The organism is Chitinophaga tropicalis (assembly GCF_009758205.1).
Taxonomy (GTDB): domain Bacteria; phylum Bacteroidota; class Bacteroidia; order Chitinophagales; family Chitinophagaceae; genus Chitinophaga; species Chitinophaga tropicalis.
In genome coordinates this window covers 73,272-87,413 of sequence record NZ_WRXN01000021.1, presented here as the reverse complement: position 1 = coordinate 87,413, position 14,142 = coordinate 73,272, and the positions used below count along the sequence as shown (strand labels likewise).

General features: G+C 40.4%; 8 protein-coding genes. All 8 read right to left on the bottom strand.

The features are described 5' to 3' along the window. Positions 1-313: 313 nt before the first annotated feature. Complete coding sequence (locus GO493_RS28800) at positions 314-841, bottom strand: hypothetical protein (protein ID WP_157309706.1); 528 nt, start codon at positions 839-841, stop codon at positions 314-316. Between the two features lie 37 nt (positions 842-878). Next, positions 879-1,466, bottom strand: coding sequence for a hypothetical protein (locus GO493_RS28795; RefSeq protein WP_232539149.1), 588 nt, complete (start codon positions 1,464-1,466; stop codon positions 879-881). A 253-nt stretch (positions 1,467-1,719) separates the two neighbouring features. Beyond that, entirely contained in the window at positions 1,720-2,163 is a 444-nt protein-coding gene (locus GO493_RS28790; RefSeq protein ID WP_157309704.1) for a hypothetical protein, read from the bottom strand. Continuing rightward, positions 2,142-3,632, bottom strand: a complete 1,491-nt coding sequence (locus GO493_RS30930; protein ID WP_198315859.1) for an RHS repeat domain-containing protein — start codon at positions 3,630-3,632, stop codon at positions 2,142-2,144. The genes GO493_RS28790 and GO493_RS30930 overlap by 22 nt, the downstream gene beginning before the upstream one ends. Before the next feature lie 140 nt (positions 3,633-3,772). Further along, entirely contained in the window at positions 3,773-4,219 is a 447-nt protein-coding gene (locus GO493_RS28775) for a hypothetical protein (protein WP_157309703.1), read from the bottom strand. Positions 4,220-4,475: 256 nt separating this feature from the next. Then, positions 4,476-5,039 carry a hypothetical protein gene (locus tag GO493_RS28770; protein ID WP_157309702.1) on the bottom strand — a complete coding sequence of 188 codons (564 nt, stop codon included), beginning with the start codon at positions 5,037-5,039 and terminating at the stop codon, positions 4,476-4,478. A gap of 20 nt (positions 5,040-5,059) precedes the next feature. After that, on the bottom strand, positions 5,060-9,517 hold the full coding sequence (locus tag GO493_RS28765; RefSeq protein WP_198315858.1) for a DUF6443 domain-containing protein: 4,458 nt from the start codon (positions 9,515-9,517) through the stop codon (positions 5,060-5,062). A gap of 31 nt (positions 9,518-9,548) precedes the next feature. Beyond that, on the bottom strand, positions 9,549-13,961 hold the full coding sequence (locus tag GO493_RS28760; RefSeq protein ID WP_232539148.1) for a DUF5977 domain-containing protein: 4,413 nt from the start codon (positions 13,959-13,961) through the stop codon (positions 9,549-9,551). Positions 13,962-14,142: the final 181 nt, after the last annotated feature.

Below are 14,142 nucleotides of genomic sequence, written 5' to 3'. Positions count from 1 at the left end.
CTCGTTACTGAATGATATTTTTTGGACCTTTGGGATCAATGCCCCGCTGCATCAGAAAAAATATCATTCAGTAACGAGGCCTGTTAAGTACTTAAGTTTTATTGACACAGTTTATTTTACACACCCGATCAGCCCCTTTTCTTTGCAGAAAAGAGGCTGAGATGTAATTTTAAATTACCCATATAAAAATTCTATAGTAAAAGAGAGGCATCAATTTGTCTTTAAATTTGTAAGCCTCAAACAAGGAATGTCGATGTCTTGAAAACGGTTCCTCGCGTTGGCTTTCTATATTAGAAGAACCTTCAACTAAATACTAGAGCTCTAATTCTGATTTCAAATTCTCAAATATCTTATTTAATTCATCTTCATCCTTTTTACTTGTTATTGAAAGAATGATGATATTCTTATCCTTTGTAAGAAGAATTCTCCGGCTAAACCAAGCGCCTTGCTCATATCGATAAGTAAAATATAAAACTCCTATGCTCTTTCCATTTCGAGTTGTATCAAGATGTTTATCAATCTTTATACTCACATTACCATCAATATCATTACCAATTTGCCAATTCAAAAGAGAATTCAGATCATTAAGGGTAGTATCCTCATATTGATAAATCCGTACATCTATCCAACTAGATGAGTCTATTGCCCCAACCCTACTGTTAAACAAAAGAGACTCGCTTAAAAAACCTGGCTTTTCCTGGTCAATCCAATCTTTTGGCAGGCTTAAATTTAGTTGCACATTCGCCTCTTTACAGAAAAAATGAACTTTTATGCTTTGAATTGCATTATTAACACATCCTTCCATAGAAAGGAAAGCAAGAAAAAGAATGAAATATCGCATACACTAATTCTTATATCAAAAAAAACACAGTTATGCGTTATTTATGTAATACTGGCTGTCTCTTGTTTATGTAACGACACAATAATGAATCTTTTAAATACTGAGCAAACTCTTCAAATAGAGCTTGATCCTGACCATAACTAATTGTTGTCTTTAAATCATAGGCCAAAAAAAATAAAGGGCAGTCGAAGCAGCTTTTATTACTTTTCCACCTGTCTTTCCCTTTCAAAAGCTCATTTGCCTTTCCAATAATTTTCATCCATCGGATTGTATCAATCCTAAAACTATATCCTTCAAAAAACAAAAGTTGATCCTTTTCGTCGGTAAAATCTTCAATATCCCTATGATAAGCCGGCAATACCTCATATAGAACACCATATATATTATCATTCAACTTCTTAAAATGTACTAAAAAAGAAGTGTCAAATGTATTTGATGAGCAAAAAAACAATTCATTTCTATCCGGTATGCTTCCATTAAAAGGGATAGCAAATTTTTCAATGGTTGACATTAAGACTGGTGGTAGTGAATCTATAGATTTCAACTCGGTTTCCTTCTCTTTACTTTCTTGTTGTTTGCAAGAAATACAAATTAGTAATACTATAACAACAGATGCAATCTTCATCATCATTTTTTTAAGCTTTGATATAAAAAATAACTATTTTTTGTCGCTATGGTTGGATTCTCAATCATCAAACCTCGACTAGTCATAGTTGCCTTAGTTCCTGCTCCATATATAGTTAATCCATATGGTGTTGCTATAAGAGCAAGAGATTGTCCTCGTTCACCGGCATTTTTATTTCTGTAATAACCTAGGTGGATAATCGTTTGGGTAAGTGGGCTTACCCAAATAACCGTGCTGAGACCTTGCGGAACCGTCAAACTAAATATTCTGTAACGCCAGGCAACTCTGATTTAATTTTCCCAATTGTACTTTCGTCCTTAATGCTCACAAGCCAATAAGAGGAGTCTACCAATTCCAGAACATATTTGCATTTATTATTCATTTCTTCATCTGAACTATATCTGTGCAAATTAGATTTCTCTTGATCTCCAATAACTAATAAATCTAATATCTGATTAGGATGACGAGACAGTTTTATCAGCTCTTCCCAATCAAGTATGTAACCATCTGGAGATTTATTTATTTCCTCATCAAATTCAAGTACATAAAATCCATTAGGATCCCCCATTGCATCTATCCATAATATGGTCCAATAATATCTTTCTCCATCATTAATGCAGTTCAATATATCCGATAACCTAATTGTTAAGATGCCTGAGTCTGTATTCTTTATCATCAAGGTTTTTTCTGCAGCCATGGTAAATATTTTTTATAGTCTATATTAAGCGGTTGGGCATCTCCATGTTGAGGCGTGCCTCCTGTAGGATTTTGTATGAAGGGATGTTCATGTGGATTGGTATGATTCCCTGGACGTCCATGATCCGTAAAGTCAATATCTTTAACAGGCTTACCATTTTGATCAAATTCGCGAGCTTGATTATAAGTACCTTTTCTCCCTTCCCTCGAACCCAATTGCGTATGCGGACCAGTTGCTTCCGGATCAGACATTGGTTCTTTAGTTTTGGGATCACGAGGTAACGGACGTTGCGACGGCTCATGACTATATTCTCCAATATTAACTCTTCCATTTTGTGACGCTAAGTTCGCAGCTCCATTCTTATTTAATATAGTGCCAATTACAGAAATCCCCATACCTCCAAGTGCAGCGGGGCCACTGGCTTCAATGGCCAAGCCACCACTTGCTGTCGTTACTGTTACCGCAGTTGCAGTAATTGCACCACCAGCTACTTGTCCTCCCTGCCCAGCTGAGATTGCGGCAACATCTGCCGCATTTAATCCCGCATTCCAGCCACCGGCAACCACAGGGTCTTTTATAGTACCAGCCATCGCTATTCTTAAACTTGTACCGGCAATATTATCGAGTGTTCCAATAGCCAAGCCCCCAATACCTCCAGCCACAGCCAATCCAGCTTGTTTGACATTATTCCACTTAGGCCAATCCGGCCACATTCCATCAGGGTCGATAAATCTTATCGGATTATCAAACGCATAAGAATAATGGCTCCAACGTCTGCCTTTTTCACTCATCGGATCGACAACGAGCCACCTCCCAATCTGCTGATCATACATCCTCGCACCATAATCATACCACTCTAGTCCACTTCCATTCGCAAACTCTCCACTCTGTAACTCCTTCCCATTATATTTCAACCTATTCTCAGTGTAACTGTTACCTTTTAAGGCATTCGCACTTATCCCAGCCATTGTCAACCCAAACGGATAATAATGTGTTTCTTCCAACAACGGCCCGCTATTATGTACGACCACCAGGTTGTCAAAAAACACGTCTTCTGCACTTTCATTAGAGGAATAAATATAAATAAATCCTGTCTTCTTTATCACCAAACTTCCGGTTTCCAGCGGTTGAATAACGTTCGGGCTACCCTGTACCTGCCTGACTCCACTATTCTCATTCACCATTTTAAACTGATCATCGAACAGAACATAATTCAAATAAGCTTTAGGCTTATCACTTAGGTTCTGTAACGGATCTGTATTCTTTAAGACCTGGTAATCATCTCCTGTAAAGTTATTGGCAATGGGAGCATTAGCGCCAAGAGCGACATGAACTCCTTCAGTCAGATTTCCAGTGCTGAAAGCAGAAATAGCAGCTATCACCATTTCTTCAGCAGTGGCGGCAGATTGGCTGGCGCCGGCACTCTGGTAAAAGGCCTTTGCAACCGCCTGAATAGTATCTCCTGCCATGACTCTCAGCACTAATGAAGGCCCTATCTTAGCGGTATTCTTATTCAGTTTTGCCAGATAAGTATTAGGGTTTGTCGTTGCATCTTCCGGATAACCAGCAGGTAATGTTGAACGGGTAGCCTAGTCACAAAACCAAAAAATCATTCACCAGGCAAAGAGAATTCTGCGCCATCTAAGGATTTCAACATTTTTTCAATCACCTCATGATTCTTTGAATTAATTAACCAATATGAAGAATCTACCAATTCAATAACATATTCGCAATTCTGAACCATTTCGTCATCAGTAGAGAACCTTCTTAAAACTCCTTTGTCTTCACTTCCACAAATAAGCACTTCTATTATTTGGTCAAATTGATTCGCTAAAGCAAGTAAGTCCTGCCAACTTAATACAACTCCGGCTAATGAAGCATTTACCAACTCTTCATATTCCAAAACATTGGAATTATCCTTCGATCCCACTGCCCTTATCCATAAAAGCGACCAAATCGTTTCCTCTCCTTCATTGATGCATCTTAAAATATCTAACAATTGAACATTTAAGACGTTAGAAGATGAACCGCGTATTATTATTTCCCTTGCAACCATGGTAAATATCTTTTATACCTTTAATAGAAAAAAGATAGAATGAATATTATAAGTCTCATTATTTTGTTGTTTTAATGTTATTACTAGGCACCGCCAAATGGTTCCCAAACCTTCGGATATAATAGTCTTTTATTAATCCCTGATTATTACTGGTTTTCAAGAGACACTTGATGCGCTTATCAAAAACGTTAAGCTTAAACAAATGTAAAAAGCCGCAAGCTAACGCCTGCGGCTTCGACATTATAATGCCATAGACCTAAGGTACAAATTCATCAAACGCTATTGTTTCTATCTGAGTATCATGACTGCCATTAAACTTGACTTTCGTTGCTATAAAAACAAAACCATCAGATACTAATGATCCTAACTGCTTCTTCTTGTCATTTATGTGCATAGTATCCCACGATCTGACTTTATCAATGATGTCTTTTCTAATCCCTGTCTCTTTTTCAATATTGCTATCAAGCTCAATCGGCTGAAAATCCCATTTTCCAGTAGTGCCATTACTATAAAAATAACTCGTATCATCACTGATAAGTAATCCTCGATAATATCCCCACCCAGAACTAAATCCTTCCAGAATAATAAAATCCTTTATTTGAACGGGCTGTATTCCGTTTTTTTTATACAACTTCGCCCTCCCTTTACTTCCAAAGTTTATAATGTTAATATAGTCAGGTTTATCACTAAGACTCTTGTTATAGTAAGACTTCTGGTTTTGATACACCAATTTCATTAAATCATTCTTACTGTCGTTTATGGGGCGTTTACAGGACACACCTAACAGTATTACTCCTATTAAATATATTAAGTACTTCATTTTACTTGTAATTTTACACATCACCAATTGGCTGGCATCCAACTAGGTTTTATTGGTTGATTCTTGCTATCTAAAATTCGTGGAGCCGCACCTCCTAATGGATTACCATTAGGCTCCACTGCTGAACGATAATATTCTCTAATTGGCCATCCATTAGCAGCTCTAATCAAATTCTCCTTATAGGAAGCCTGCCATTCATTACGTGATAATCCCTGATATAATCCGGAAGGGTATTGCTTATCATATGATACCCCCCTATTTGCATCCCTACCATGGAACATTTCATGTGCCAGATTTGATACCGGGTTATTATCCTGTTTTCCTCCTACAGTCCATACATTTGCTCCATTGGGATCCCAGGTAATCGTACCCCCCCCACCACCAGGAACTGGTTGTAAACTCGAAATCGAAGGATCTGCTAATAAATGTGCGGCATATTCTCCCGGAGCTTGTGCTGGATTCCCATTAAACTGATTTGTACTGCCACTTTGTATTGCAAATACATTCTCCGAAGAACTTAGCTCATTGACGAGCCCTTGCCCTTCTTTTCCACTGATTCCAATTCTACCCAAAGCGGAGGATACTTGGTTTACAAATTTATCGTTTCCTATATATAATGTCTGAACAGGAATACCAGTTTCTGAATCAGTACCAGTTATGGAATAAAACCCGTATCCTCCTTCAGAAGTGTTGCCATAATAGAGCCTTTGGCCCGTACTTGTTGTTACAATAATACTGTCGCCATTAACATCAATATTCTTTACAGGGTTGTTTGCACCGTATTGATAAGGCGTCATAGGGTAATAGTTTTCAGCATATCTGTCTTGCGTGAAAAAGCGGCCTAATTGCTGATCATACATCCTCGCACCATAATCATACCACTCTAGTCCACTTCCATTCGCAAACTCTCCACTCTGTAACTCCTTCCCATTATATTTCAACCTATTCTCAGTGTAACTGTTACCTTTCAAGGCATTCGCACTTATCCCAGCCATTGTCAACCCAAACGGATAATAATGTGTTTCTTCCAACAACGGCCCACTATTATGCACAACCACCAGGTTATCAAAAAACACGTCTTCTGCACTCTCATTAGAGGAATAAATATAAATAAATCCTGTCTTCTTTATCACCAAACTTCCGGTTTCCAGCGGTTGAATAACGTTCGGACTACCCTGTACCTGCCTGACTCCACTATTCTCATTCACCATTTTAAACTGATCATCGAACAGAACATAATTCAAATAAGCTTTAGGCTTATCACTTAGGTTCTGTAACGGATCTGTATTCTTTAAGACCTGGTAATCATCTCCTGTAAAGTTATTGGCAATGGGAGCATTAACGCCAAGAGCGGCATGAACTCCTTCAGTCAGATTTCCTGTGCTGAAAGCAGAAATAGCAGCTATCACCATTTCTTCAGCAGTGGCGGCAGATTGGCTGGCACCGGTATTCTGATAAAAGGCCTTTGCAACCGCCTGAATAGTATCTCCTGCCATGACTCTCAGCACTAATGAAGGCCCTATCTTAGCGGCATTCCTGTTCAACTTTGCCACATAAGTATTAGGATTTGTCGTTGCATCTTCCGGATAACCAGCAGGTAATGTTGAACGGGTAGCATCTATGTTACTGAACAAAGCATTCTCTTTTTCTGCAGCAGATGTTTCCATCGTAGCAGCATAAACATTTTCCTCTGTCTGTGTTCCCAGTACAACTCTCACGTTACCAAGATGATCTTTCTCAAAGTAATCGTAGGCATAAGTTACCGGCTGACCGGATCTATACACCGGGCGAATACGTCCCTCCTCATGCCCCGTATATTCCAGGCTATCCTGCCGGTATACAAAACCTGCTACATAATCAGTAACAATTGTTTTAGAAGGCGACACAGTATTATCCACTACTGTTTTCTTCAACTTATTACCTGACGCATCGTACAGATAGCTGATCACACCTTTACCGGTGATGGTAATCTGAGATGGCAGGTTTAAATGATTATAAGTGATAGAATTGATATTCTTGTTCTGGTCAGTCACCAGGTTACCATTCGCGTCATGACTGTAGTCATCCCCTGTATTAGCACCATTATTGAAGTCTCCCAGCTTAGCTTCAGTTGTATTATTCGGATCTGCTACAGCCAGTAATTTATTACTGTTAGCCTGATAAGAATAAGTGAGCTGGTCAATAGTAGAAATGGTATTCCCTACCATCCCTTTCTGCGTCATGGAATTGATATTGCCATTAGCATCATACAACAGGTTACTCACCGAGAAGTCTACCTGGTCTTTCGTCCAAAGTGAACTACTATTATTCTGCTGGGTAAAATCAGCTACTGTCAGGCGGTTAACCTTGTCATAGTTGTATCCATAGGCACGGCTGATGCCATCACTCTTAGATTTCCATTTAATACCGGATATATTCCCATTATACTGGTTAGCTGTAAACCCCTGGTCATAACTCAATTCCTGTCCAAACCAGTTAAAAGCAGCATTAGGATTGTTTACATAGGCCCTGTTAATACCGGACACCCAACCACGGATATTATAAGTATAAGTGACTGAATCTAACTGTGTATCAGTTCCGGTTACACCCAGACGTTTCTGCCTAAGCTGTCCCAATTCATCATAGCTATTAGCTGCTATGACCTGCTCTGCATCATCATTTATCTTCTTTTCCACCTGGACCAGTCTGCCAGCTGCATCATATAAATTAGTGGTTAATACCCTTATTTCCGGCGTCAGCGCGCTATGGGGATTTTTATGGTTAACATAGCTGCTCAGCACTTTACCGTTAAAATCATAAAGACTGGTTACTACCTCACGCCCTCCAACATTGTTCTCACTTACCATCTGGATAGTACGTCCTTTATCATCATAATAAGAACTGGTAGCTAACCATTGATCTGTACCTAACACACGTACCATTGAGCCCGTAACCAACCCGTTGGTCATTGTACTGGGTATACCCGGCAATGATTCTGCATAAGGATTGGCCCCAGCCTGAGGCTTGCTGATATCGCTGCTCTCATAAGGAAGTTTACCAGTATAATTATAGTTATCGTAATAAGCATATGTCAGCGGAGTCAGGTCTGCAGAAGAGATTCCAGGCAATGGATTGCTTGCTGCTATTGCTGTAGTACCTGAAGAGCCTCCCGGTTCAATAGCCGCATCAAAAACGGCCCCTGCTCCTGAATCAAAATTCCCGGTAAAGCTTATGTTCTGTGTAGCTGTAAACTTACTCTCTCCCATATATTTGTCAACATACAGGTCTGCTTTAGCAGGGAAAGCATAGCTGATTGTACCACTGCCGGATGCAGTATTCATTCCCTGTTGCAACGCTTCTCTTGTGCTGGCAGATTTGTAGATGGCCGTCATAACAGGCCGGTTCAGTTCATCATAAAATGTAACAAGCCATTCAGGTGTGGATTTAGCACGTTGCACAGCATCCTGTGTGAATACCAGCCTGTCCCAGGTATCATAGACCATATGGACAGGACCAGCTCCCGGCACCTGTTTCATTACCATCCTGTTACGATTATCATACTGATAGCTGAAACAAAGTTCTGCAGCAACATCAGCCCCGATTGTCCAGTTACCGGAAACAGCTTCTACGGCTTTCGGGGGTATTACAAATACAAGATTTCCCAGGTCGTCATACACATAATATGTACATAACCATCCTACATGCGCAGTTCCAGGAGAAATAGCTAACTGGAGTTTCTTCAGAATTACTTTCCCTTCTTTATCCTTATACTCTATTACCTGGTTACCGGCTTCGTCCACAACAACATTCTTATATAGTTGATTTGCAGCATAAGTACCACTGCTTGCCGGAATTGCAGCGCTTATTCTCCATATGTGCACAGAATCTGTTGCAGCATTAGCGAGGTATTGATTCATTACTGGTCTGTTTCCACCACCTTGTGCCCAACTATTGCCCGGAGCATAGATCTTCAATACACGGTTTAACGGAGAAGCTTCATATTCTACCTGACTGAAATACACGCTCTCTCCGGCCACTCCAGGGTTAAGAGCATTATTCTGATAGAACGTTTGCTGTTCTGCAAACGGGTCCATCTTAAACTTACCATCATTATTATTGCCGGATTGCTGCACGTAAGGGAGGTATTTATACTGCTCCCGACCATAGGTATCATAGATAACCGGGGCTACAAGGTCCCGCCCCTGGGAGCTGGCTGCTTTCTGTACCGTTTGCAACGGGCGGCCAAGGCCATCAAAATATTGCGTTCCCTGCTTTACTTCAGACAACGTACGGCTCTCTGATACCACCACATTGATATCAGAAGTGGGCATGCTGGGTTCCCAGGAACGGATATAGTTAACAACAGTATTACTATACCGGGGTGGTACGGTAACCGGAACTGCATTCACGGGCTGACCGGCAACAGGGGTATTCTGCGCTTGTAAACCAGATACACCGGTTGCCAATGTGCCAATCAATAAATAAATATACTTTTCCAATAGCTTAAAATTCAATCTTCCATAATAGGGTTTATTGTTCAATTGGCGGCTGACACTGTTGCTCGCCCAATCCGGTATAGTTGGCACTGCGTGTACCATCAGTGAACTGGTAATAATAGGTACAAGCCCATTTATCTCCCTCCCGATGGCTTTCTATCTGTACTCTTGTCCCTAATTCACATCTATTATTTACTATTTTATATCCTTCACCAGTACAGATACAACCATTGACATTAGCGTACGCCTGTCCGTTAGCAGTGATCTCATTCAACGCCTTCTGGTTTGCGTCAGCCTTGCTGATATTTGAGCTATACTTTCTGGCAGCCACAGTGTACGTAACTGGTCCTATATTTTTATAATTGGCGCCACATACGGGATTAAAAGCCTGGCTTTGCATAGAATTATAATAAGTACATATTCCCTCGGCGTCGGCTTTTGCCTGTCCATTAGTATTAATATCAGCTTGTACCAGGGCATCTGCTTCTGCCTGGGAATATGCAGAATATTTACGTGCGGGAACAAGATATACTACCTGGGAACCTTCTCCGTCTGCTCCGCAGCTCTTTGTAAAAGTCTGACTTCTTTCAGCATTGTAATAAATACATTTACCGTTAGTATTGACATATGACTGCGCGTTCTTCGTGATATCGTCCGCTGCCAGTGAATCTGCATTTTGCTGGCTGACAATAGAAGTATATTTCCTTGCCGGAACTGTATATATTACAGATGTTCCTTCACCACCATCGGTACAGTTATTACGGTTTAAAGTAACAGATGTTTCCGTATTATAATAGATATAATTGCACCGGCCATTGATATCAGCGTACAACTGACCATTAGCGCGTACGTCATTGATCGCTTTCTGATTTGCATCTGCCTGGCTGACAGTGGAAGTATAGGTTCCTTTAGTAACAACATAATTGACTACTTCTCCCATATAGCCCTGTCCACAGGTGCTCTTTACATATGTACCGACCTGTTCATCGCTGGAAAATATAAGCTCTCCATTTACTCCATAATTGTACGAATAAGCTTTTATGAGCTTATTATTATGATCTCTGACAGACAATAATCGTCCGAAGCCATCATAAGAGTAATACGCAGTCTTACCTTGTGAATTTGTTTCACTGCTGATGCCAATTAATGGCTGATAAGCATAAGATTGCAATAACGCCTTCTCTGATCTGATCTTATTTAATTCCGTATGTAACGCCTGGTCACTGGAGGGATTGTTCAGTAAAGTCCCGGTAACCATAGAACTGATCCTGTCATAGCTGCTACCTGTAACTTTTGCAACCGGATATTGCTGGTCATATCCCCACAGGAAATTTACAGGTGTGCTATTAGCAGAATAAGACAATATATTACCATAAACATCATACCCGTTATAAATCAGTACATCATGGTAAGGAGCATTATTGGCGTATTTCACCAATACACTATCCTGTAATAGCAGATTACCATTATTCAACCAATCTTTATAAGTGGAACGAACTTTAGAGACAGCAGCATTCTTTACAGTTTCTTCTTCAATAACAGGAGTAACAATGTTCCTGCTAACCATCCTGGATAATGTACCGTTGTAATCCTGACCGGCGGCAATAATATCAGTCGGATATTTATATGTTTTTACTACAGAATCTCCTGCGCTTGTATACACTATCTCTCTGGTTGGCTGCATACTCTGCAGGTTATTGTATTCATACAGGATCTTTGTTTCAACATCATCCTGCATCACACTTTTCGAAACCATCTGTACCCAGGGGGACTTAATATTGTAAAAGGTATATATAAATTCCTTGTCCCTCCATGACTTTCTTTCAGTAGCCGGAGGTTGCAGACCACAACAAGTTCCCAAAGAATCACTGATCCTTCTTATACGCACATAGCGGCTGCTATAATAGTTTGGAGCACCTTCATAGTCATTTAAGAGATAACTGTATTTCTCCCGGGCCACTGTTTTAAATGTTGTGCCTTCTTTTGCACTCACTGTTTTCTCGAGTAATAATCCCCGTTTATAGCTATTGTCTGTATTGGGAATATATACAGGCCATTTATTAAGCGTGTAACTATATAAACGGTTCATATAAGGTTGCTCATATTCATTCTTAGCCATTGAGTATTTATATACAGTTTGTCCATTCTTACCCTCTGTGTCATCCTGTTCTGTCACTTCTTCATATCCCACATAACCACCCTGCGTTACTCCCAGTACAGCAAGTGAGCCGGAGGTAAAGATCCCTACATTGACAGTTTCCGGCCGGCAGTTGGCATCATTTGCCCCACTACATATAAATGGCTGGATAGTATAGGAGAAAAATCTTGGCTTTACAAGCAATGTACCGGATGAAACTATGTTGCTTCCTTCCATTGTATTGTAGGTATATTGCTTTGCAGACGCAATTTTTCCATCCACATCATAGTTGGTGATCTGCTTTATTCTGAGCCCGCCTGCAAGATTAACAATGGAGTTAGGCCCGGAACCCGGAACCGGAGGAATAAATGTGCTGAAAGTATAACTGGCATTTATAGTAGTCTGGTAATCAAATGTTGGGCAGGCACCGGTAAAACTGAAACATGCAATTTCTGTAGTTACACGGAAATGCCCGGCGCCAAGTAAGAGCGACAGATCAAAGTCAAGATCTTCCCTCGCCTCGTTGTATTTTACCCTGCTTTTGGCCTGTTCCCAGTCGTCATATGCGTTAAACCGGTATATTACCCTATAGTCATCCTGGTTGGTAGTGGTATTGAAATATTTTTCCTCAAATGTTATTTTAGGCAGATAGCTCTCTTCAAGTCCCGGGCCACGATAATAATTTCTTATCTGTATCTTGAGATTGGATAGCTCCCCTCCTGTGCTCTGCTTCTCAACAATAATTTCCTGTACATCCTTTTTTACAGCATTCTGCTGATAGGCGCTCATATTAATGGTCTTATTCGTATAATAACCATCCCTGCCCGGTGTTGTGCCCTGATCATCAATTGAGCGGTACCTGTTAGGTTCAAAACTAAATTCAGTAGATCCTTTAGTTGGGTAATAAATAGTTTTAAGAGTACCAGCCATCATATGGTCTTTACTGACGGCCCTGTTGGCATCTGGCGTTGCAAACAGGTTATAGGCAAATTCAGTTACATAAGGATCATAGGGCACAAGATGTTTATTGGAGCTGCCATTGTAATATCCCCATTCATCCTGCGAGTTTGAGAACCGGCCTGGTAATCCTTCATAATAATCAAACCTGTAGCGTTCCAATGTATCCAAATCTGTAATACTTTTTTCAACAATGGAAGTAAGGAAAGGCCTCGTAATATTATTGTTATACCTGAACCCAAACCGTTTAACAATCTGCCCTCCGGCGTCCAACACATTGACACTGTCAAGCAATTGTCCGGTAATGTCTTTTCTACCTGTATTTGCATAGAAACTGACTTTGCCATATCTCCAGGAAATAGCACTAAGCTGTACCTTACCCTGATTGATAGTTAAAGCGGAATATGGGCCTTCTCCAAGTTGCCGGCTGTAACCATACCCATTGGCAATCATCACATCTACACTAACGGGGGAGGAAGCCTGTACACTCCCGTCAGGTATCCTGTAGCTCTGTGAAGGTTTTGTACTATACCTTTCATATTTATCAACATATTGAAAAGTGATCGAATCCTGCTTATTGGGTAATATGATCTTATTCAGATACCATGCAGTTTTCCCTTCTTTATGGAACATCTGGTCATCGTCCATCATCGTTGTCTTCTCAACTGCATTATCCTGTCCCAGTATATAAGTAATACCTTTATCATCCACAATCTCCCAGTACTTAGAAGCTGACAGATCAAAGGCATTCAACGGATGGCGTTTTACAATGATATTACTTGCAGGAATAGTTCTGACCGTCCCTGTCCTGTCAAAATAAAACTGACCGGATATGCCGCCAAAATTGAAGTTGAATACATCAGGCTCAGTGTCTTCACGATCTCCGGTTACGTCTGTAAAGAACTTATATGTCTGATCATTATTTACTACATCAAATGTATCCGGGAGGACACCGCTTCTATAACTATTATTATAAAAGCCATGAGGATTATCATCTTCCAGTCCCATCACCGTTCTTGTTACAACGCCACCAGCTTCCAATGCCCAGCCTGTGGCTACCCACGAAGCGATATCTTCTATCTTAATACCGGATGCGTGATAGGACAATCCTACCGGTAGCTTAAAACCACGATAATCTATTGTATAAAGAGGAGCACTGACTTGCGGTATACCGGTATATAAACTCACCGGCCAGCTGCCATATCGCCCCAAGGAAGCTGCTTCCGGAGAGGGGGCAACAACTTGTGGTGGTTTCCTTACATCCTGAGCTTTCACCAATTGGACACATAACAAACAAAATACAAATACTACAATTAACTGGTATTTCCCAGCCGTTACGTTATTACTATTCATCCGTCGTATATAAATTAAAATGCTAATTTCTGTCTGAAGGTATCTTCTCCGGATTTCATTCCTTCAAGCTCCTTTTTCACTTCTTACTTCTCCTTATGCACCAGGATAGACAGCAACGTCAGTTCTTCCACCCTCTGTGGCATTTGAACAATGCTGATTAAAATTATATCAGAATATGAGT

Excerpts from the sequence above, each read along its gene's own strand:
- GO493_RS28770 (WP_157309702.1), bottom strand. The coding sequence starts at position 5,039 with ATGAAGTACTTAATATATTTAATAGGAGTAATACTGTTAGGTGTGTCC.
- GO493_RS28775 (WP_157309703.1), bottom strand. The coding sequence starts at position 4,219 with ATGGTTGCAAGGGAAATAATAATACGCGGTTCATCTTCTAACGTCTTA.
- GO493_RS28800 (WP_157309706.1), bottom strand. The coding sequence starts at position 841 with ATGCGATATTTCATTCTTTTTCTTGCTTTCCTTTCTATGGAAGGATGT.
- GO493_RS28790 (WP_157309704.1), bottom strand. The coding sequence starts at position 2,163 with ATGGCTGCAGAAAAAACCTTGATGATAAAGAATACAGACTCAGGCATC.
- GO493_RS28795 (WP_232539149.1), bottom strand. The coding sequence starts at position 1,466 with ATGAAGATTGCATCTGTTGTTATAGTATTACTAATTTGTATTTCTTGC.
- GO493_RS28760 (WP_232539148.1), bottom strand. The coding sequence starts at position 13,961 with ATGAATAGTAATAACGTAACGGCTGGGAAATACCAGTTAATTGTAGTA.
- GO493_RS30930 (WP_198315859.1), bottom strand. The coding sequence starts at position 3,632 with ATGGCAGGAGATACTATTCAGGCGGTTGCAAAGGCCTTTTACCAGAGT.